Here is a 19,779-nt window from a genome sequence, read left to right on the forward strand (position 1 = left end):
CCGCCCGCCCTCGCCGGCTCGGTGCGGGCTCAGCTCGCGGCGATCTCGATGTCCACGTGTAGCGCCTCGCCGGCGGCCAGATCCTCGGCGACGCGGACCGGCTTCTTCACCGGCAGGATGTACGTGGCCCGCTTCTTGTCCGGGAACATGGACGTGGTCCAGGTGGTCTTCCCGACGGTCGCGTGCACCTTCACCGACCCGAACCCGTTGGCGTTGTGCCCGTGCAGCGCCTCGATCTCATCGGCGAGCTCCTCCGGCACGCTCACGAAATGCCACGAGGCCTTGCCCTCCCACTCCCACAGCTCCCCGTCGAAGCCGTACCGCGCGTTCGCCATGGCTCGACCGTAGCGCCGGCCACCGACACCTTCGGTGGTAGTCACCGCGACATCGAACGACTCGGGTTCCGAGCGGGGGCGTTCAGCGCGCGAAGTACTCGCGCGGGGTCAGTCCGACCTCGCGGCGGAAGGCGGCGGCGTAGGCGCTCGGGGTGGCGTAGCCGACCCGGGTCGCTATGCGGGCCAGGGGGAGATCGGCGGCCAGCAGGGGGAGGGAGGCGGACAGGCGGATCCGGGTTCGCCAGTGGCCGAACGTCGTTCCGGTATCGGCGAGGAACGCGCGGGCCAGCGTGCGGGGCGCCACCGGCACCGTGGCGGCGAGTTCGGCCAGGGTGCGGGGGTCGGCGGGATCGGCGAGCAGGATCTCGGCGACTGCCCGGGCGCGCGGATCCTCGGGCAGGTGTGCGCCCAGGGGGCTGACCCGCACGGGCTCGAGCTGGTCGAAGATGACGGTCTCGGCGCGTTCGCGTTCGGCCGCGGTGGTGGTGCCGGAGGTCAGATGGTCGAACAGTTCACGCAGTAATCGCGAGACCCGCAACAGCGTTGGTTCGGGGAAGCGCACGGGGGTGCGGTCCGGTTCGAGGTAGATCCCGCGAATCAGGGCGCCCGCGTACGTGCCGGTGCGGTGACCGACACCGCCGGGAATCCACAGCGCCCGCGTCGGCGGCAGCACCCAGCGGCCCGCGCCCACCTCGACGGTGATGACTCCCCGTGCGGCCCAGGCGATCTGATGCTGCGGATGCTCGTGCTCGTCGAACCAGTGCCCGGGCGGCAGCCGTCCCGCCCCGAAAACCATGGCGGTGGGTCCCCCCGGTGCGGCGACGACCGGCGCTTGACCGTTTGGCGACACAGTCTGTCACCGTAGCCGCTCGTGCCCCCGGCGTCGCGTGCCTACCGTCGAGCCATGGGCATGAACTACTTCCATCAACTGGGCTGCCGCTCCACCCTCTGGGAGCGCGCCAGCACCACCACCCTGGTTCCGTGGGCCCTGTCCGGCCTGGACCTGGGCGACCGGACCCTCGAGATCGGCCCCGGCTACGGCGCGAACGTCGCGGCCCTGCGCACCCGCACCGCGGCCCTGTCCGGCCTGGAGATCGACGCCGCCCTGGCCGCCCGCCTCCGCGCCCGCCACCCCCGCCTCGACGTCGTACACGGCGACGGCACCGCGATGCCCCTGCCGGACAACGACTTCAGCGCCGTGGTCGCCTTCACGATGTTCCACCACGTCCCCACTCCCGCCCGCCAGGACGCCCTCTTCGCCGAGGCGTTCCGCGTCCTGCGCCCCGGCGGCGTGTTCGCCGGCATAGACGGCCGCGACACCCTCCCCTTCCGCCTGATGCACGTGAACGATGTCTGCGTCCCAGTCCCGCCCACGACCCTCCCCGCCCGCCTGAAGTCCGCGGGCTTCACCGACATAGAGGTCCGCTCCAACCCGACGATGTTCCGCTTCCGAGCCCGCCGCCCCTGACTGTCCGGCCGGTTTCGCGGCGAGCGGGTCGGTGTCGGAGTCGTCGAGGTCCGGTCCGGCGCAGGGGGTTCCGCTTCCGGGCGTGCCGGCCATCAGCGTGCGATGTCGCAGTGTCCTGTGATTCCCCGGGTGAAAGTGATGGACGTGTCGCGGCGGTGCGGATTCCACCTCCGTCCGCCGCGATCGCGGGGGCTCAGTTTGCCGCGAAAAGCACTCCGCTGGTGCGGAGTTCAGCAAAGCGGGATAGGGCCATGACTACCTCGATACCGACTCGAAGAATGTTTTCGGGTCGAGGGTGTTGATCGGGGTCCAGCGGGCGGGGGGTTGGGTCTCGTCGGTCTCGGGTCCGGGGGTGGCGTTGCGGTAGCCCAGGAGGTCCAGGGCCAGCCAGGGGGTTTCGTCCACCTGGCGGGCCAGGGCGTAGCAGGTGGCGAAGAAGTGGAGGCAGCGATCGTTGCGGGCACGGCAGGAGCAATCGATCCGGGCCAGGTGGGGGGTCAGGGGGATGCCGAGGGCCGCAACGGCGGCGCGGTGCTCGTCGGTCAGAGTCAGGGCCGTCGGCGGGATCACCTGCTCCAGTGCCCGGATCGTCGGGCCGTCCAGCGGGGTCACCTCCAGGTAGGTCACCGAGGCTTCGGAACCGCGGTGGATGTTCGCCTGGAGGTGATTGCCCTCGATCAGGGTCCGCACGCCGTTGTTGCGGGCGATGCTGCGGGCGCGGGGGAGCAGGGGCTCGGGTTTGGTCTGGTTCAGGGGCTCGGCCACCCGCACCCAGTCCATGCCCCAGCCGGTGTAGCCGAATTCGTTGTCGGGCATGTCAGTTGGCTCGCTTTCGGCGCAGGATCTCGAACAGCCGGTCGTCGTCGAGGCGGGCGAGAGCCGCGATGCCCGCGGTGTCGGACAGATCGGTGAGGGCGGACTTGCGGTCGTGCATGCCCGCGATGTGCTCCTCGATGGTGGTGCCCGAGGTCAGCGTCGTGACGGTGACCGTGCGGGTCTGGCCGATGCGATGCGCGCGATCGGAGGCCTGCGCCTCGACCGCGGGGTTCCACCAGCGGTCGAAATGGATGACGTCGGCCGCGCGGGTCAGGGTGAGCCCGGTGCCCGCCGCGCGCAGGCTCAGGATGAGAATCGGTGGCCCGTCGGGGGATTGGAAGCCGGTGACGATCTCGGTGCGCTCGGCCTGATCGAGCCCGCCGTGGAAGAACGGCGCGGTGATCCAGAACTCCTGCGCGCAGTGCCGCACCAGCAGCTCACCGGTCCTGCGGTACTGGGTGAACACCAGGGTCGGCGCCCCGGCCTCCACGTTGTTGGCCAGGATGTCGGCGCACACGTCGAATTTCCCGGAGCGCCCGGCCAATTCGCCCAGGTCGCCGGTGATCAGCCCGGGATGGTTGCAGACCTGCTTGAGCTCGGTGAGCACCGCGAGCAGCCGGGTGTGGCGCTGCCCGCCGGAACCGAAGCCCTCGGATTCGGCGCGCTCGAGCAGACTGTCGTACAGCCGCTCCTGCTCCGCGGTCAGATCGCACACCACGTCGCAGTGGATCTTTGGCGGGAGCGAGGCCGCCACCTCGGTCTTGCGGCGCGCCAGCGCGAGCGGCTCGATCGCGTCACGCAACCGCAGCACCGCCGGGGCCGATCCCTCGTTGATGGGCCGCACGAACCGCCGCCGGAACTGCGCCTTGTGCGTGAACTCCTGCGGCGCCACCAGATTCAGCAGCGCCCACAGCTCCTCGAGGTGGTTCTCCACCGGCGTACCGGTCAGCGCGACCCGGGCGTCGGCGCGCACGGTCCGCGCCGCCTTGGACACCTGCGTGCGCGGATTCTTGAGCACCTGCGCCTCGTCGAATACCGCGGCGGCCCACTGTGTCCCGGCCAGCGCCGACCCGTGCCCGCGCAGCGTCGGATACCCGGTGACGACCACCGTGCCCGGCCCGGCCGCGGGCAGTTCGCCCCCGCGCCACCCGATCGCGCGCAGCCCCGGCGCGAACCGTTCGATCTCGGCCACCCAGTTGCCCACCAGCGAGGTCGGGCACACCACCAGGCTCGCGCCCACGCCGGCGCGCCCCAGCAGATACCCGATGGCCTGCACGGTCTTGCCCAGGCCCATCTCGTCGGCCAGGACCGCCCCGCCGTGCACCGCGGTGGTCTCGTGCAGCCACGCGATGCCGCGCGCCTGATACGGCCGCAGCTCGGCCTTCAGGCTCGTCCGCAGCTCACCCGCGAGCGCGACCGTGTCCCGCAGCGTCCGCACGGCCCGCTCGGCGGACACGATGGCCGTCCCGGTGGCATTGGGCACCGCGTGCGCGGCCACGGGCAGCGCGTCGGACTCCCCGTCCAGCACCGCCCGCCACACCCGCGCCGCGGCGGGCGCGCCGGCCAGGAACTCCTCGGGCTCGACGAGCGCGCAGGGCACCTCGGTCACCGCGATGGCGTCCCCGTCGGGAACGGCCAGCGCGATGGTCTCGGTCTCGCCCGCGGTGGCGGGCGCGGGACCCGGCCCGGACCCGGTCCAGGTCCACAGGGCGAACATGTGCCGGTCGGTCAGATAGGTGGCGTGCGCGGTGGACAGAGCGCTCTCCTTCGGAATCGGATTCCGGCCGGAGATACGACGAATCCGTTTCGCGCAAGTCCGGCCGGGAAAACTGGACAACGGGCGACCCTTGGGGTCGCCCGTTGCCGGTAATTCTGTTGGGAAGATTCAATTTTCGAGCGGACCCCCCGAGGGCCGGAACACTGCCCCGAGGTGGAGGAGCTGATTAGAGCGCCGGTGCCGACTCCGTGTCGATCACGGCTTCGAGCTCACGGAGACGATCCATGTGCTCATTGGCGTGATGCTGGCAGAAGAGCAACTCGCCACCGGCGGGAAGGGTTGCGCGCACGCGCGCAGCCGCCCCGCAGCGGTCACAACGGTCGACCGCGGTCAGTGGGGTGCTTGTCAGGGTTCCTGGCATGACTCCTCCGTCCTGGCTCCCGGGGCTCGCGCACCGTTCGCCTGGTGTGGGGCCCACAGTCCACTCTGTGGGCTCGCTACCGCTACTTCCCAGCAGTGGTTGATGACTACTCTGTCAGACGTTCGAGCGGAGGTCTTTGTTCCCGTGGAGTTTCCCGTGTGTTTTGCCTAACACGACCTGGGGTTTCGCTAAGAGCGAACAGGCCCAGGCTGGAGGCGGACCGGCCGCTGCCGGTACTCCCCGGGGCCCTTGGGGACCCCCTTGCGAGCCGCTTATCGAGTTGTCTACCGGGAGACTACCCGCGAGCACCGACACCCACACTCCTATTCGATAACCCTCGGGACACAGGTAGCAAGCTCACAGCCAAGAAGGGTCGAGTGCGAGGGTCGTGCGGTCCCCGGAGTCCAGGAGATCGAACTGCGGACCGGTGCGCGGCAATTCCCAGTGGAAGAAGTAGCGGGCGGCCGCGCGCTTGCCGAGCCCGAACGCCTCGCCGCGTTCGGCGCGCGGGGTCGCGGCCAGCGCCTGCTCGAGCCAGATCCAGGCCAGCACGATATGCCCGAACGCCTCGAGGTAGGCCGCGGAATTGGCCAGCGCCGACACCGGATCGCCGTCGCGCCACAGACCCGCCGTCGTGGCGGCGAGCCGACCGGCGGCGGCCTCGAGCGCGGTCGCGAAACCCGCGAGTTCCTCGTCACCGCTCGCGCGGGCCGCGGTGACCGTGGCCGCGAACACCTCGAGCAGGGTGACGAGGGCGACACCGTTGTCCAGGGTCACCTGCCTGCCCAGCAGGTCCATGCTCTGGATGCCGTGCGTGCCCTCGTGAATGGGATTGAGCCGGTTGTCGCGGTAGTGCTGCTCCACGTCGTAGTCGCGGGTGTAGCCCGCGCCGCCGTGCACCTGGATGGCGAGGTCGTTGGCGGCCAGGCACCACTGGCTCGGCCAGCTCTTGGCGATGGGCGTGAGCACGCGCAGCAGCGTGCTCGCCCGCGTCCGCTCGGCCTCGTCGCGCGCGGTGCGCTCGAGATCGACCAGCCTGCCGCAGTAGAGCTGCAGCGCGAGTGCGCCTTCGGCATAGGACTTCTGGGCCAGCAGCATGCGGCGCACGTCGGGGTGTTCGACGATCGGGGTCTGCGGGCCGCCGCGCACGCCCATCGCCCGGCCCTGCGGCCGGCCGCGCGCGTAGTCGAGGGACTTGAGGTAGCCGGTGTAGCCGAGCGCGGTGGCGGCCAGCCCGACGCCGATGCGGGCCTCGTTCATCATGGTGAACATCTGCGCGAGACCGTGATTGAGCGTGCCGACCAGGTAGCCCACCGCGCCCGGCTGCCCGCCGGGGGTGAAGTTGCCGTCGCCGAAGACGGGGGCGGTGTTGACCGTGCCGCGCCAGCCCATCTTGTGGTTGATGCCCGCGAGCACCACGTCGTTGCGTTCACCCGGGGCCCCGTCCGCGCCGGGCAGGAACTTGGGGACGATGAACAGCGAGATGCCGCGGGTGCCCTCGGGCGCGCCGGGCACGCGGGCCAGCACCAGGTGGACGATGTTCTCCGAAAGGTCGTGGTCGCCACCGGAAATCCACATCTTGCGGCCGAAGACCCGGTAGGTGCCGTCGTCCTGGGGGACCGCCCGGGTGGTGATGTCGGCCAGGCTCGATCCGGCCTGCGGCTCGGACAGCGCCATCGTGCCCATCGCGCGCCCGTCCACCATGGGGCGCACGAATCTCTCGAGCTGCTCCGGGCTGCCGTGCACGGCAAGCAGATTGGCGTTGCCCGTGGTGAGCAGGGCGTAGGCGGTGGTGCCCACGTTGGCGGCGTGGAACCAGGACATGCACGCGGTGTAGACCACGTGCGGGAGCTGCATGCCGCCGATCTCGTAATCCATTGCCGCGCCGACCATTCCGGCGTCCGCGAAGGCGCGTACCGCCTTGGCCACCGCCGGGATGATGCGCACCCGCTCGCCGTCGAACTCCGGCTCGTGCAGATCGTTCTCGCGATTGTGCGGCGCGAAGTAGGCGGTGGCGAGGTCCTGGCACAGGCGCAGCACCTGATCGAAGGTGTCGCGGGAATGGTCGGTGAAGCGCTCGCGATCGGTCAGGGACTCCACGTCGAGCCAGTCGTAGAGCAGGAACTCGATATCGCGGGCGGACATGATCAGGGACGGGCTCATGGTTCCTCGCAGATCGGGCAGGTCGGGTACGTCGTACCCGACGGTCTACCACGTGTGCGGGAACACGGACGGGACCGCACCCCGGCCGCCGCCGAGAACGCCCGGTGACGCGGCTGTGCGCCGTGTCGCGGACGGGCAGGAGCGCCGCCGCGCGGACGCGCTCAGGAACGCACGGTGGCGCGCCCGCGATGCAGCCGGCCGAAGTGCCCGGGTGACTGTCCCTTCCAGGTGCGGAACGCCGAGGCGAAGGCCGACACGCTGGAGTAGCCGAGGCGCTCGGCGGCCTGTTCCACGGTGAGCCCGGCGATGAGCAGTTCCTCGGCCAGCAGGCCGACGGTCTCGGTGCTGAGTTCGCGGAAGGTGGTGCCCTCCTCGGCGAGGCGCCGGCGCAGGGTGCGGACGCTGACGTCGAGGTCGGCGGCGATCCGGGATTGGTCGGCCGAACCGGCGTGCCGGATGAGCAGCTGTCTGACGCGGCCGCTGAGGCCGCTGCGGCTGTGCCTGCTCTCCATGAGGTCGTTGCACTGCTGCTCGTAGAACCGGGCGGTCGATATGTTCGCTTGCGGCAAGGGAGTCTCCAGCGTGCTCGCTTGAAAACAGATGCGGGACTGGGGCATATCGAACGTGACCTCTTCGACGCCGAAGACCGCGCCGAACATCTCGTAGATCGGGTGCGCCTCCACCCGCAGCTCGACCCGGACGGCCGGAATCCGCATGGGCAGCAGGTCCTGCTGAATGGTGGCGATGGCGGCCAGATCGCGCTCGAGGGTGAACCGTCTTATCTCCGAAGGCAATTCGCTGTCGTCGCGCACCACCCACACCTGGGCGCCGCGGTTCTCGAGCCGGTGCTGCGCCGCGGTGAAGGACAGGTCGGCGTAGCGCAGCGCGATGTCCATGGCCTGGCGCAGCGTGGCGCTGCTCATCAGGGCGAAACCGAGCACGCCCATGGACGGCGGATGGCACAGCAACCCGGCCAGCAAACCCAGCCCGGGCTCGTCGTTGATGCCGGCGACCACGTTGCGGGTGACCGAGAACTCTTGTTCCAGAGTGATTTCGGTGGACGGATCGCGCAGATCCGGTTCCTTGATCCCGCTACCCGCCAGCACCGCCGGCAGCGTCAACCCGCGACCCAGCGCGAAATCGGCCAGCAGCGCGGTGCTGGTGATGGAACGTAGCTGCGCCAACTCTTCCGTCACTCAGGCATACTCGCAAACTTTCGGCGTCCCCGGGCCGTTACCGGCCGGTAGGTTGCCCGGTTGCGGCCCATATTCGCCGATTCGTGGCCGATTGCAAGCTGGTTGGCCGAAACCCTCAGTCATACGGTGAGATTCATGCGCACAGCGCAACGCACACACAGCAAGGTTCAGGACGCCGGAAAGGTCCTCCCGCCCATGCTCACCGTCATCGCCCCCGCCGACGGCCGGGTCGTGGACATCATCGCCACCGAATCCCCGGATCAGGTGCGTGACACCGTCGAACGGCTCCGCGACCGCAGCGTGCTATGGCGATCACTCGGTGTGGTCGGTCGTGTCAATTGGCTCGGAGCGTTCCGAAATTGGATGCGGGACAACAGGGATGGGCTCACCACTCTGCTCGCACTGGAAACCGGGAAGACCGCCGCCGAAGCCGGGGCCGAGGTGAGTCTGGCCCTGCAGGCCCTCGACCACCATCGCTCGCACGCTGCGGAATTCCTGCGCGGCGGGCATCCGCAGCACGCCGCGCGGCCCGGGGCGGGCACACAATCCGCGCTCGCGCACCAGTCCTGCGCGGTGACCGGGGTCATCGGGTCCTGGACCTATCCGCTGGCGCTGGCGGTGTTCGACGCCGTGCCCGCGCTGGTGGCCGGGTCGGCGGTGCTCGTCAAGCCCTCTTCGCGGACGCCGCTGTCGGTGCGCGCCCTGGTCAACGGCTGGGCGAGCCTCGGCGCGCCCGCGGTGTTCGAGACCGTCGCCGGGCACGAGGCCGGCCCGGCGCTGCTCGACAGCGTCGACTACGTGCGCTTCACCGGCAGCGTCGAGACGGGCAAGGTCGTGGCGCTGCGCGCCGCCGCCCGGCTCATCCCCTGCTGCCTCGATCTGGGCGGTAAATCCGCCGCCCTCGTCCTGGCCGACGCCGACCTGGACAGGGCGGCCGCCTGCATCGCCCTCGGCGGGCTGGCGAACAGCGGGCAAAGCACCGGCAGCGTCGAGCGCGTCTACGTGGAAGCCGCTGTGTACGACGAGTTCCTGGGCAAACTCGCGCAGGAGGCCGCCGCCTTCGGTCCGATGATCGGCGACGAGCCGGGCCTGGGCGTCATGACTTCGCCGAGCCATCTGGGCACCGTGCGCGAGCAGGTGCGCGACGCGCTGCTCAAGGGCGCCACGCTGGTCTGCGGCGGCAGCGGAATCGGCCACGTCTTCGAACCCACCGTGCTCGGCGACGTCGACCCGACCATGGCCGTGCTCACCCACCAGACCCTCGGGCCGGTGCTGCCGGTGGTGCGGGTGGCCGACGCCGCCGAGGCGTTCGAGCTGACCCTGCGGACATCCACCGCACCCGCGGTGAGTGTGTGGACCGCCGACGTCGCCGTCGGCGCCCGGGCGATCGGCCGCTTCGCCCCCTCGCGCGTCGGGGTGAACGACATCGCCGTCCACCTCGCGCGTCCCGCGTTCCACTGAGCCGCCCGCGCGGGGGGCCGGCTCGACATGCCGTACCGCCGCGCGGGCCCGAGTAGGTTGGGGCCGTGGGAATTCACGCGGACACGACGTCGACGACGCTGCTGCACATCTGCACCGGGGCGGACTGGGAGGCGGCCCGGGTGGTGGGGGAGTACCGCTCGCCGTCCCTGACCACCGAGGGCTTCATCCACCTCTCCGCGCCGTACCAGGTGCACCTGCCCGCGAACCGGCTGTTCGCCGGGCGGCTGGACATGGTGCTGCTGCGACTGGACGCGGACCGGCTGCCCGCGCCGGTGCGCTGGGAACCGGGTGTGGCGACCGATCCCGAGTCCATGCGCTTCCCGCACCTTTACGGTCCGCTGCCGGTCGCCGCGGTGCTCGACGTGTCGCCCTACCTGCCCGAATCCGACGGATACTTCGCTCCGCTCACGGACGAGCAATCGCTCTGACGGACGGTCCACCGAGAACCGCACACCCTGTCCTAGTCTGAACGGGTGAACGTCGATGTGACAGCGCTGCCCGGGATCGGTGTGCGTAAGGATTTCGAGGTGCGCTCCGGCCGCCGGATCGGGGTGGTCGCGCACCGGGACGGGGCGATCGACCTGATCGTCTCCCAGCGCGAGGACCCTGACGCCTGTCTGGCCCAGGTGCCCCTGACCACCGATGAGGCCGCGGTGCTGGCCAATCTGCTGGGCGCGCCGCAGCTGGTGGAGAAGCTCAAGGAGGATCACCGGGATCTGCCCGGGATCACCACCCGGCAGCTGCCGATCGCCACCACCTCCCCCTACCGCGGCCGCATGCTCGGTGAGACCGGAATGCGTACCCGCACCAAGGCATCCATCGTGGCGGTCATGCGGGCGGGACAGCTGCACCCCTCGCCCGGCCCCGATTTCGTTCTCGACTCCGGCGACCTGCTCGTCGTCGTCGGCACCCCGCACGGACTGGACGCCGCCGCGCGCATTCTGGCCGACGGCTGAGCCGGTGGACACGACCGCCTTAGCCATGGTCGAACTCGGCGCGATCCTCTTCGCGCTCGGCATGATGGGGCGGTTCGCCGCTCGCTTCGGCATGTCCCCGATTCCGCTCTACCTGCTGGGCGGCCTCGCCTTCGGGGAGGGCGGGATCGTCCACCTCCGGGCCGCCTCGGAGTTCGGGCACCTCGCCGGGGAGATCGGCGTGGTGCTGCTGCTGCTCCTGCTCGGATTGGAGTACACCGCAGCGGAATTGGTGACCGGGCTACGGCAGTCGTGGCTGGCGGGCATCGTCGACATCCTCGCCAACGCCACACCCGGCGTGCTGGTGGCGCTGCTGCTGGGCTTCGGCCCGATCGGCGCGGTGACGATGGGCGGCGTCACCTACATCTCCTCGTCCGGGATCGTGGCCAAGGTGCTCAACGACCTGGGCAGGCTGGGTAACCGCGAGACCCCGGTGATCCTGTCGATCCTGGTCTTCGAGGACCTGGCCATGGCGGTCTATCTGCCGATCCTGACGATGATGCTGGCGGGCCTGAGTTTCGCCGCCGGCCTCAAGTCCCTGGCCATCGCGCTGCTCGCGATCACCGTGGTGCTGGTGGTGGCGCTGCGCTACGGCCGCTACGTCTCCGCGGTGGTGGACAGCAACGACCGGGAACAGTTCCTGCTCAAACTGCTGGGCGCGGCGCTGCTCGTGGCGGGGGTGGCCTCGGCGCTGAACGTGTCGGCGGCGGTGGGCGCGTTCCTGCTCGGCATCGCCATCTCCGGATCCACCGCGCAGGAGGCGGTCAAACTGCTGGAGCCGCTGCGGGATCTGTTCGCGGCGATCTTCTTCGTGGCGTTCGGGCTCAACACCGACCCGCAGGCGATTCCGCCGGTCCTGGGCTGGGCGGTGCTGCTGGCGATCGTGACCGCGCTGACCAAGGTCGGCACCGGCTGGTGGGCGGCGGGCAGGCAGGGCATTCGCCGCATGGGCCGGGCCCGCGCGGGCGCCGCGCTGGTGGCACGCGGCGAGTTCTCCATTGTCATTGCCGGGCTTGCGGTCTCGATGGGCGGGGTCGACTCCGACTTCGCCGCGCTCGCCTCGGCCTACGTGCTATTGATGGCCGTGCTCGGCCCCATCGCCGCCCGCCTGGTGGAGCCCGCCGTGCGATTCGTGCAGCGCGACCGGAACGTCGCCGACGCCGTCGCGCCCTGAGGCCGGGTTCCCGGCCCGGGCGGCCCGGCGGCGCAGGGCGCCCGAGAGCCTGCGCGCCACCAGCAGTCCGGCGGCCCCGGTCAGCAGGCCGAGTAGCAGGGCGAACAGGTGCCCGTAGTCGGTGAAGGTGCGATCGTCCACCAGGGCGATGCCGTACCAGATCAGCAGTCCGGCAATCCATGCCACCCGAGCCCTGCCGCGCAGCCGGAACGCGAACGCGCCCAGCATGGCCGAAATCCCGTAGCTGGGGCCGACATCGGTGGCCACGGTGACCCGCAGCGGAATGAGGTCGCGTTCCACGGCCCGGGAAATGCCCAGGGCCACTATGAGAGTCGCCCCGATGTGCCCGATCGCCACCACCAGGATCCAGCGCAGCGAGCCGAGCCAGCGCTCGGCCGCCGCCATCACGGTGAGCAGGATCAGGATCTCACCCCAGGGAAAGCCGCCGTCGGTCCAGAACGCCGAGGCCACCAGCACCTGGATCGGATCGTCCTGCAGATTGCGCAGATTCGTGGAGGCGGACAGGATCAGCCGGTGCCCGACCTTCTCGTTCGTGCCGTGCAGGGTCCACCAGGTCACGAAGAGGGTGAAGGAGTAGGCGATACAGGCCGGGGCCACCGCCAGCAGATCGCGGTAGGCCCGCACGGCGCGCAGGAACCGGTGCGGCGCCCGCCACCAGGCCCGGATCCCGTGCACCGCGGACCCGACCTCGACGGTGCGAAGCCACGGCGGGTCATAGGCGGGCAGAGCCATGAAGGGGGTCCGTTCTCCCGTGCGCCGACGCTGGTGGCCGCCGAGCCGGCCGCGAGGCCGGCCCTCGACCGGTGGGTGAGTCGATACCGGATCGGCCGACCGCCCTGTCGCACCGAACCTGCTTCGAACGCTACTCGCGCCCGGCACGCCGGGTGCGTATCGCGCCGTGGGGCGCGGGTGTCCGGTGGCTCAGCCCGCTTTGGTGCGCAGGTCCAGGCGGCGCATGACGCGGTCCACGACATCGGGGGCGATGCCGGGTTCGCGGCGCGCGGACAGGGCCTCGGCGCGCCCGGCCTCGAGCACCTCGTTGGTGACCGAGCGCATCTGTTTGCTGAACGCGACGGCGCGATCGGTCGACAGCTTGGCGTTGGTGTCGGCCGCCTCCGGATCCGCCTGGGCCAGACGGCGTTCGAAGCCGTCGCGCAGGCGTTCGTACACCTCCTCGGGCATGTCCTGACGGGCCGCGATCTCCTTGAGCCTGGCCAGTTCCGTGTCGAGCACCCGGGTCCACAGCGCGCGTTCCATCTCCCGCTCGCGGCCGGTGTCGGCGTGCACGCCGGTGGCGCGGACCACCGCGGGCAGGGTCGGGCCCTGCAGCAGCAGGGTGAACAGCACGACCGCGAACGCGGTGAACAGGATCTCGGTGCGCCCGGGGAAGGGCTCGCCGGTCGCGGTGGTGAACGGAATGGCCAGCGCCAGCGCCACGGTCGCCACCCCGCGCATGCCGGCCCACCAGGTGACCAGGGTCTCGCGCCAGGTGTACGGCTCGTCGGCGTCGCGCTGACGCCACCAGCGCTGGAACGCCAGGGTGGTGCACATGAGCCACACCAGGCGCAGTCCGACCACCACGCCGATCACCACGGCCGCCCCGCCGAGGAAGCGCGGCCAGTCCGGTCCCGCGTCGCGCAGCACGGTGCTGAGTTCGAGACCGATGAGGCCGAAGGCGAAACCGGTGACCAGCATCTCGGTGATCTCCCAGAAGGAATCGCCGACCAATCGGTAGTCGCTGTCGCTGAAGTCGGTGGCGGCGTCGGTCAGATACAGCGAGCACACCAGCACGGCCAGCACGGCCGAGCCGCCGCCCAGTTCGGAGAAGCCGTAGGCGGCGAACGGCAGCATGAGTCCCAGCGCCACGCGCCAGGGCGCTTCGTCCAGCCACTGCATGATCTTGCTGCCCAGCCAGCCGAGCAACAGGCCGACCCCGACCCCGACCAGTGCCGAGACGGCGAAGTCGCGGGCCGCGTGCCAGGCCGAGAACGTGCCGGTGACCACGGCCTGCAACGCCACCGAATAGATGACGATCGCGGTCACGTCGTTGAACAGGCCCTCGCCCTCGAGCACCGCGACCAGGCGGCGGGGCAGGCCCAGCCGCCCGGCCAGCGCCGAGACCGCGACCGGATCGGGCGGGGCGACCACCGCGCCCAGCACGATGGCGGCGCCGATCGGGATGGAGGGATACCAGGCGTGGAAGGCCGCGGCCACGACCACTGTGGTCACGATGACCAGCACCACCGCGCGCAGGCTGATCGCGCCCCAGTTGTCGGCGAAGGTCCGCCACGAGGTGCGGCGGGCCGCGGCGTACAGCAGCGGCGGCAGCACCAGCGGCAGGATCATCTTCGGGTCGATGTGGATTTCCGGCACCTGCGGGATGAGGGCCAGCACGACGCCGAAGGCGGTCATGAGCACCGCGGGAGCCTGGCCCAGCCGCTTACCGAGCGGTTGGGCCAGAATCGTCGCGAACAGGACGACGAAGATCAATTCCAACTGGTGGCCTGCCACGCCAGTCAGTTTGCTGCCGATGCGCTGGAAAGTCGAACGCCCGCACGATGTTCTCAGCGAGTCCTGCGGAATCTCAGGTTCTTCTGCGGATCTCTCAGGATGCGCTGGATTCGGGATACTGCCCGCGCAGGTTGCCGGGCTGCGTGCCCTGGGGGATGCCCGGCTGCGGCGGGAAGCCCGGGGTGTAGTCCTGCGGGGACCCGGGCCGGCGCGGCGCCGCGGCGGAATTCGAACGCAGGGACCAGGATTCGCGGGACTCCGGTTCCGGTGGCACCGGGCGGACCGGGGCGGTGATTCGGCGGCTCGCCTCGTCCACCTCGGTCAGTCCGACGTGAATCAGCAGCACCATTGTCACCATGCTGACCGTGACCATGAGCGGGGCCAGGAGTTGCATGGCGCCCGCGCCGGAAGGATCGCCCGCATTCGCGACGTGGTGCGCGCTCATCGACGCCATACCGGTGTAATGCATGCCGCACACCGCGACACCCATGATCAGCGCGGCGAGAGTCGTGGCGAGAATCCCATTGATGTTCAACGTGAACCACAACGCAACCGTTGCGGCGACCACCGCGATCACCATGGAAAGGGTGACCAGCCAGGGGTCGTAATTGAACTCGGCGTCGGACTGCATGGCGTACATGCCCGCGTAATGCATGGCGCCGACGCCGAGTCCGGTGAGTGTGCCACCGGCCGGCAATTCCCAGCCGCCCCAGCGCACACTGGCCACGACCGAGAGCCCGAGCCACACCACGAGCATGGCGATAGCGGCGCTGAGCAGGGTGATGGGCACGTTGTAGCGGATCGTGGCGCCGTGGACCGAGAAGCCGAGCATGGCGATGAAATGCATGACCCAGATACCGGTTCCGCCGATCGCGACCGCGGCGGCGATCAGCCAGCCGCGCCTGCCCTCGCCGGTGCGGGCGCGGGCGGTACAGCGCAATCCGAGAAGGGATCCGACGACGGACATGATGTAGGCCAGTACGGGGGTGACCCACCCGTAACTGAAGTGATGAATCTCCAGCACTTCGAACTCCATTGCCAGAACGGTCTTTCCGCGACTCGTATTCGGTCGCGACGAGCGCACACTACAGGTCGGTTGACCGGTTGGGAAATTGAAAGACGCTATTTTCGGGGGGTTGCTTCCACCTGGAGATTTCGCAGGTCCGGGGTGTGATGCGAATTATGCGGAGACCGTGTAACGCAACGAAACTCACCGTGGAAACGATTACGCGCGCCCGCGCGGGAAATGGCCGCCGGCATTCAGCGGTGCGGTCGAATTACTGCGATTCGCAGTGAACCTCCGGGTGGGCCTAGGGGGCGACCTGGGAGCCGAGGAAGTCCAGCATCGTCTGGGTGTCCTCGAGGTAGTCGACATGCGCGCCCGAGGAATAGAAGTTGGCCATGTCCATGCCCTGGCGGCTCAGCTCGAGCAGGTCGTTGACGCTGTCGGGCTCGCTGAGGTTGAGCAGGGTCCGGGTGGCCACGCCGAGATCGCCGCGCACGGCCGTGGCGAACGGGCCGAGCACCGAGCCCGCCAGGTCGAGACCGGTGGGGATCAGGGAGGTCATCTCCGCCGCCGCGGCGAAGGGGTCCTGGCGGGACAGGGATTCGACCGCGCGCCACAGGATCTCCTGGAGCTGGCCGACGTTGCCCGCGATGTGCAGGATGTCGATCTCGGTGAGCACGTCGGCGATGACGCTGGCCGAGGCGGTCCAGCCGGAGGGGTCCACGGTGGCGGCGGCGCGGATGACCGAGGCGACCAGGGGCAGATCGACCCCGGCCGCGGCCTCCACGATCGGGCGCAGCGCGACGTTCACCTCGCTCGCGATCTGGTGCGCACCCCTGATGTCGCCCGACTCGATCAGGCTCGGCAGGCTGGTGAGGCCGTCGAGCACGCTCGGCAGATTCTGCGCGGTCGCCGCCCAGCCCGCGCCCACCTGAACCGCCTGCGCGACAAGCTGGTTCGGATCCGAGGTGTTCGGGATGAGATCGGCGATCGGTGCGGGATCGCCGCTGAGCACCTGACCCAGCGCGGCCAGGAAGGGGGAGGCGGTCGCGTTGAGCGAGCAGTACAGGTCGCCGTCGGCGCAGACGGTGCGCACCCGGTCGGTCAGCGCGCCGAAATCCTGGCCCCGGGTGCCCGCGATGCCGTGACCCGGCTGCGGATTGCCCAGGGAGAGTGTGGTGTTCGGGTCCCGGTGGGGATCGGACAGCAGGCCGACGCCCAGCACCCGGCCCGGGTCGATCGGGCCCGCGTCGTTGCCGATCTCGGTCGCGACGTCGCCGATGCCGTCCGCGCCCTGGCTGTATCCGGCGAGCAGCACCTTGGTCGAGGCGCACAGGCTCCCGAGCGTGTCGTGCAGTCCGGACCGCAGCGTGCTCAGCGATTCGGAGTAGCTCAGTCCCTGGTCGAAAGCGCTTGCGGCATAGGGGGTGTAGAGCACGGTGATGTCGCGGCCGAACTGGCGCTGCAGTCCGTCCCCGATTGGTCTGAGCATGCCGACCGGGACCGTGGGATCGGCGTCGAAGCTCGTCTCCCAGGTGCCCGGCGCGAAGATCGCGGTGTACGGGGTGCAGGGGTGTGCGCCCCGGGGCGGCTCCGCGCGCGCGTCGCCGGTCACCGCGGTCCCGATCATGACGGCCGCGGCGACGAAGGTCGCCGCGCAAGAGGTCGCCAGGCTGCTCATTGTTCAATTCCTCTGTTGCCGATAGTGTTTCGAGGCAGTGCGGTGGAGGTTGGGCTCCACCGCACTGCCGAGCCTCATTCTCGCGACTCGGCGGCTCACGCGCACCGGTTTTCAGACACGGTTTCATTTCAGATTTACGATTCCGGGGACGGTCGGCGTGGGCGCGCCCGGGGGATCAGCCCAGGATGCCCGCGTCGCGGGCGGACCGGACCGCGTCCCGGCGATTGGTGACCTGGAGCTTGGTGAGTATCGCCGAGACGTGATGGTCGACGGTCTTCACCGACAGGAACAATCGTTCGGCCACTCCGGCATTGGTGACACCGTCGGCCAGTAAGCCGAGGACCTCGATCTGCCGTGTCGTCAGCCCCGCCGGATTGGCTCGCGTCGTCGCGCGCCGCGGCGCGGGCACCCCGCGCGCGCCGTTCGCACGCAGGTCGTAGCGGACCTTGGCGGCCACCGCGGTCGCGCCGAGTCCGTCGAGAATGTCCAAACCCGCGCGTACCGAAGCGGTTTCGCCGGACCCGGCCAGCGCCAGCGCGGCGTCGTACGGTGTGCCCAGCTCGGTGAAGGCCGCGGCGGCCCGCTCGTGGTGCCCGGCGGCGAGCAGCCGGTAGGGCTCGGCCACGGCGTCGGCGGTCACCTGCTCGCCGACGCGGCGCAGCCACATCGCCAGTTCGCCACGCGCCCATTCCAATCCGAGCGCGGGCGCGGTGTCCAGCAGCTCCCGGCACAGCGGCAGCCGTTCGTCCGGGACCCCGGTCAGCCAGACGCGCTCGACGATCGCGGCCGCGACCGGCAGCATCCGCACCGGCTCGCCGTACCCGCACGCGAGCTGCCAGGCGCGATCGATCCCGCCGCCGTCGTCGCCGTCCCGGCGCAGCGCGACCACCGCCCGGATCAGCAGCGGCCATCCGCGCGCCAGCGGCGCACCGGCGGTGTCCAGCACCGCGTCCGCGTCGGCCAGCGCGCCCTGCCAGTCGCCGGTGAGCAGTTTGAGCCTTCCTCGCGAACCCAGTTGCACCACATGGCAGACCGGCAGATCGTGCTCGATCATCAGCGGCAGGCACACCTCGAGCAGTTCGGCGGCCGGGCCGGGCCGAGCCTGCGCTGCTCCACGTCGAAGTAGGACAGGTTCGTGTAGCCGCTGGAGTAGATCTCGTCGATGTGCTTCGGGCCGGTCGCCAGGGTGTGCAGCAGTTCGGTGCGCGCCTCGATCCGCCCGGACACGACCGCGTGAATGTTCGCCACGATGCCGACCCGCGCCAGCAGCAGCGGATCGGCTGCGGCGCCGGCGATCTCGCGGGCACGGGCCAGCAGGCCGGCAGCGGCGTCGAGCCGGGTCGATTGGATCGCGAGGTACGCCTGCAGTGCGAACGCGTGCCCGACCTGGGTGAGGGTGGCCGGGTCGGCGCCGGCCCCGCCGTCCAGGGCCGCGATCGCGGCGCTCACATGGTCGTCGGCCAGGGCGCGCTGGGAGTTGTACCACCGGTACACCGCGAGGGCGTGATGGTCGGCGCTCACGGCGACCCGGGCGTTCATGGCCTCGCGCAGGTGCATCGCGGTGCGGCAGGCGACGATCGCGTCGTCGAGGCGATCGGTGAGGTAGTACTCCGCCGCGAGCAGTTCGAGCAGTTCCGCCTCGGTCTCCGGCGGCAGTTGACGCTGATCGAGGGCGAGGCGGAAGAACTCGGTCGCCTGGGTGTGCGCGCCCGAGCGGGCGGCGGCGCGCCCGGCCGCCGCGGCGGCCTCGGTGATCAGGTCGCGGTCGCCCGCGCCCACCGCGTGATGGGTAATGATCGCGGGATCCGGGTCGGCGGCGGCGTGGTGGGCGCGGATGAACCGGCGGTGCAGGCTCGGTTCGGCGCCGGGCGGGATGACGCTGGTGACCGCCAGCCGGCACAGGTCGTGCCGGAACGCCACGCCGCGATCGTTGCGCCGGATCAGCCCGGCGTCGTCCAGGGCGCGCAGCGCGGGCAGGGTGACGCCGAGATCGACGAGCAGATGATCGGCGATGGCGCCGGGTGCGCAGCTCAGCAGATGCAGCAGATCCCATGCGGCGGTGTCCAATCCGGCCGTGCGGGCCAGGATCGCGTCGCGCACGGTGGCGGGCAGGTCGCCGGTGCGATGGTCAAGCATCTCGCACACGAAGAAGGCGTTGCCGCCGGTCATATCGTGCAGCCGGCGCGGGTCGACGGGCCGGTCGGCGACCAGGGCGGTAACCGCGTCCAGACTCAGCGGCGGCACCGTGAGGGTGTGTGCGTGCGGTGACCGTGCGATATCGCCGAGCAGGGCGCGCAGCGGATGGGCGACGCCGACCTCGTCGTCGCGGGCGATGCCGATCAGCAGCAGCGGTGTGCGCGCGAGGCGGCGCAGCAGGAAGCGGAACAGGTCGATGGTGCCCTGATCGGCCCAGTGCAGGTCGTCCACGACCAGGATCGACGGTCGCGCGCGCAGGGTGTCGAAGGCCGCCGCGAAGATGTCGTAGGACTGTTCGCCGCCGCGCAGCAGGGTGCGGGTGGCGTCGTCGAAGCGGTCCGCGAGGTCGTGCAGGGGACCGAGCGGGCGGGGCGTGGACAGCGGGTCGCACGCGCCCCACAGCACCTGTTCGCCGCCGGTCAGCCGGTCGAGGAAGGCTTCGACGAAGGTGGTCTTGCCCGCGCCGGACTCACCGCGGACCAGGACCGCGCCGCCTCGGCCGGCGCGGGCCGCGGCGGCCCGGGACTCGAGCTCGCCGAGCTCGTACTCGCGCTCGGTGAGTCTCACCTCCGGGATATTACCGCCGGTCGGGGACCTCGAACAGCCTCGTTACCGGGG

At 70.5% G+C, this 19,779-nt stretch carries 18 protein-coding genes; 5 read left to right on the forward strand and 13 right to left on the reverse strand.

Annotated features, from left to right (window positions below; translation table 11 throughout):
• Nucleotides 1-29 precede the first annotated feature (29 nt).
• Nucleotides 30-335 carry a DUF1905 domain-containing protein gene (locus ACWIGI_RS09525; protein WP_454201909.1) on the reverse strand — a complete coding sequence of 102 codons (306 nt, stop codon included), beginning with the start codon at nucleotides 333-335 and terminating at the stop codon, nucleotides 30-32.
• An 82-nt stretch (nucleotides 336-417) separates the two neighbouring features.
• Entirely contained in the window at nucleotides 418-1,185 is a 768-nt protein-coding gene (locus ACWIGI_RS09530; RefSeq protein ID WP_454201910.1) for a helix-turn-helix domain-containing protein, read from the reverse strand.
• 54 nt (nucleotides 1,186-1,239) lie between these two features.
• On the opposite strand from ACWIGI_RS09530, the gene ACWIGI_RS09535 reads away from it, so the two are divergent.
• Nucleotides 1,240-1,803, forward strand: a complete 564-nt coding sequence (locus tag ACWIGI_RS09535; RefSeq protein WP_454201911.1) for a class I SAM-dependent methyltransferase — start codon at nucleotides 1,240-1,242, stop codon at nucleotides 1,801-1,803.
• 255 nt (nucleotides 1,804-2,058) lie between these two features.
• Here the strand turns inward: ACWIGI_RS09535 and ACWIGI_RS09540 are convergent, their stop codons facing one another.
• The 5 genes from ACWIGI_RS09540 to ACWIGI_RS09560 form a co-directional block, all read right to left on the reverse strand.
• Complete coding sequence (locus ACWIGI_RS09540; RefSeq protein ID WP_454201912.1) at nucleotides 2,059-2,619, reverse strand: hypothetical protein; 561 nt, start codon at nucleotides 2,617-2,619, stop codon at nucleotides 2,059-2,061.
• A gap of 1 nt (nucleotide 2,620) precedes the next feature.
• The gene (locus tag ACWIGI_RS09545) at nucleotides 2,621-4,336 is read right to left on the reverse strand and encodes a DEAD/DEAH box helicase (RefSeq protein ID WP_454202262.1); all 1,716 of its coding nucleotides are present in this window, start codon (nucleotides 4,334-4,336) and stop codon (nucleotides 2,621-2,623) included.
• Nucleotides 4,337-4,562: 226 nt separating this feature from the next.
• On the reverse strand, nucleotides 4,563-4,757 hold the full coding sequence (locus tag ACWIGI_RS09550) for a DUF7455 domain-containing protein (RefSeq protein WP_033087939.1): 195 nt from the start codon (nucleotides 4,755-4,757) through the stop codon (nucleotides 4,563-4,565).
• A 357-nt stretch (nucleotides 4,758-5,114) separates the two neighbouring features.
• Complete coding sequence (locus tag ACWIGI_RS09555) at nucleotides 5,115-6,920, reverse strand: acyl-CoA dehydrogenase (protein ID WP_454201913.1); 1,806 nt, start codon at nucleotides 6,918-6,920, stop codon at nucleotides 5,115-5,117.
• A gap of 161 nt (nucleotides 6,921-7,081) precedes the next feature.
• Complete coding sequence (locus ACWIGI_RS09560; RefSeq protein ID WP_454201914.1) at nucleotides 7,082-8,116, reverse strand: AraC family transcriptional regulator; 1,035 nt, start codon at nucleotides 8,114-8,116, stop codon at nucleotides 7,082-7,084.
• A gap of 135 nt (nucleotides 8,117-8,251) precedes the next feature.
• Between ACWIGI_RS09560 and ACWIGI_RS09565 the strand changes: the two genes are divergently transcribed.
• From ACWIGI_RS09565 to ACWIGI_RS09580, 4 genes are all read left to right on the forward strand, one after another.
• Nucleotides 8,252-9,577 carry an aldehyde dehydrogenase family protein gene (locus tag ACWIGI_RS09565; RefSeq protein WP_454201915.1) on the forward strand — a complete coding sequence of 442 codons (1,326 nt, stop codon included), beginning with the start codon at nucleotides 8,252-8,254 and terminating at the stop codon, nucleotides 9,575-9,577.
• 71 nt (nucleotides 9,578-9,648) lie between these two features.
• The gene (locus ACWIGI_RS09570) at nucleotides 9,649-10,026 is read left to right on the forward strand and encodes a DUF952 domain-containing protein (protein WP_454202263.1); all 378 of its coding nucleotides are present in this window, start codon (nucleotides 9,649-9,651) and stop codon (nucleotides 10,024-10,026) included.
• Between the two features lie 45 nt (nucleotides 10,027-10,071).
• On the forward strand, nucleotides 10,072-10,554 hold the full coding sequence (locus ACWIGI_RS09575) for a cation:proton antiporter regulatory subunit (protein ID WP_454201916.1): 483 nt from the start codon (nucleotides 10,072-10,074) through the stop codon (nucleotides 10,552-10,554).
• 4 nt (nucleotides 10,555-10,558) lie between these two features.
• On the forward strand, nucleotides 10,559-11,746 hold the full coding sequence (locus tag ACWIGI_RS09580) for a cation:proton antiporter (RefSeq protein WP_454201917.1): 1,188 nt from the start codon (nucleotides 10,559-10,561) through the stop codon (nucleotides 11,744-11,746).
• Here ACWIGI_RS09580 and ACWIGI_RS09585 read toward each other — a convergent pair.
• From ACWIGI_RS09585 to ACWIGI_RS09610, 6 genes are all read right to left on the reverse strand, one after another.
• Nucleotides 11,645-12,499: a rhomboid family intramembrane serine protease gene (locus ACWIGI_RS09585; RefSeq protein ID WP_454201918.1), complete on the reverse strand. Its 855-nt coding sequence runs from the start codon at nucleotides 12,497-12,499 to the stop codon at nucleotides 11,645-11,647. The genes ACWIGI_RS09580 and ACWIGI_RS09585 overlap by 102 nt on opposite strands.
• Nucleotides 12,500-12,688: 189 nt before the next feature.
• Nucleotides 12,689-14,278, reverse strand: a complete 1,590-nt coding sequence (locus tag ACWIGI_RS09590) for a Na+/H+ antiporter (RefSeq protein WP_454201919.1) — start codon at nucleotides 14,276-14,278, stop codon at nucleotides 12,689-12,691.
• A 94-nt stretch (nucleotides 14,279-14,372) separates the two neighbouring features.
• Nucleotides 14,373-15,314 (reverse strand): MHYT domain-containing protein, encoded by a 942-nt coding sequence (locus tag ACWIGI_RS09595; RefSeq protein WP_454201920.1) that lies wholly within the window; start codon nucleotides 15,312-15,314, stop codon nucleotides 14,373-14,375.
• Nucleotides 15,315-15,588: 274 nt separating this feature from the next.
• Nucleotides 15,589-16,965 carry a cutinase family protein gene (locus tag ACWIGI_RS09600; protein WP_454201921.1) on the reverse strand — a complete coding sequence of 459 codons (1,377 nt, stop codon included), beginning with the start codon at nucleotides 16,963-16,965 and terminating at the stop codon, nucleotides 15,589-15,591.
• A gap of 175 nt (nucleotides 16,966-17,140) precedes the next feature.
• On the reverse strand, nucleotides 17,141-18,019 hold the full coding sequence (locus ACWIGI_RS09605; protein ID WP_454201922.1) for a helix-turn-helix domain-containing protein: 879 nt from the start codon (nucleotides 18,017-18,019) through the stop codon (nucleotides 17,141-17,143).
• Nucleotides 18,019-19,728 (reverse strand): AAA family ATPase, encoded by a 1,710-nt coding sequence (locus ACWIGI_RS09610; protein ID WP_454201923.1) that lies wholly within the window; start codon nucleotides 19,726-19,728, stop codon nucleotides 18,019-18,021. The genes ACWIGI_RS09605 and ACWIGI_RS09610 overlap by 1 nt, the downstream gene beginning before the upstream one ends.
• Nucleotides 19,729-19,779 lie beyond the last annotated feature (51 nt).

Source organism: Nocardia sp. NPDC055321, from assembly GCF_053645575.1.

Excerpts from the sequence above, each read along its gene's own strand:
- ACWIGI_RS09525 (WP_454201909.1), bottom strand. The coding sequence starts at position 335 with ATGGCGAACGCGCGGTACGGCTTCGACGGGGAGCTGTGGGAGTGGGAG.
- ACWIGI_RS09535 (WP_454201911.1), top strand. The coding sequence starts at position 1,240 with ATGGGCATGAACTACTTCCATCAACTGGGCTGCCGCTCCACCCTCTGG.
- ACWIGI_RS09540 (WP_454201912.1), bottom strand. The coding sequence starts at position 2,619 with ATGCCCGACAACGAATTCGGCTACACCGGCTGGGGCATGGACTGGGTG.
- ACWIGI_RS09545 (WP_454202262.1), bottom strand. The coding sequence starts at position 4,336 with ATGTTCGCCCTGTGGACCTGGACCGGGTCCGGGCCGGGTCCCGCGCCC.
- ACWIGI_RS09550 (WP_033087939.1), bottom strand. The coding sequence starts at position 4,757 with ATGCCAGGAACCCTGACAAGCACCCCACTGACCGCGGTCGACCGTTGT.
- ACWIGI_RS09555 (WP_454201913.1), bottom strand. The coding sequence starts at position 6,920 with ATGAGCCCGTCCCTGATCATGTCCGCCCGCGATATCGAGTTCCTGCTC.
- ACWIGI_RS09565 (WP_454201915.1), top strand. The coding sequence starts at position 8,252 with ATGCGCACAGCGCAACGCACACACAGCAAGGTTCAGGACGCCGGAAAG.
- ACWIGI_RS09585 (WP_454201918.1), bottom strand. The coding sequence starts at position 12,499 with ATGGCTCTGCCCGCCTATGACCCGCCGTGGCTTCGCACCGTCGAGGTC.
- ACWIGI_RS09595 (WP_454201920.1), bottom strand. The coding sequence starts at position 15,314 with ATGGAGTTCGAAGTGCTGGAGATTCATCACTTCAGTTACGGGTGGGTC.
- ACWIGI_RS09600 (WP_454201921.1), bottom strand. The coding sequence starts at position 16,965 with ATGAGCAGCCTGGCGACCTCTTGCGCGGCGACCTTCGTCGCCGCGGCC.
- ACWIGI_RS09605 (WP_454201922.1), bottom strand. The coding sequence starts at position 18,019 with ATGATCGAGCACGATCTGCCGGTCTGCCATGTGGTGCAACTGGGTTCG.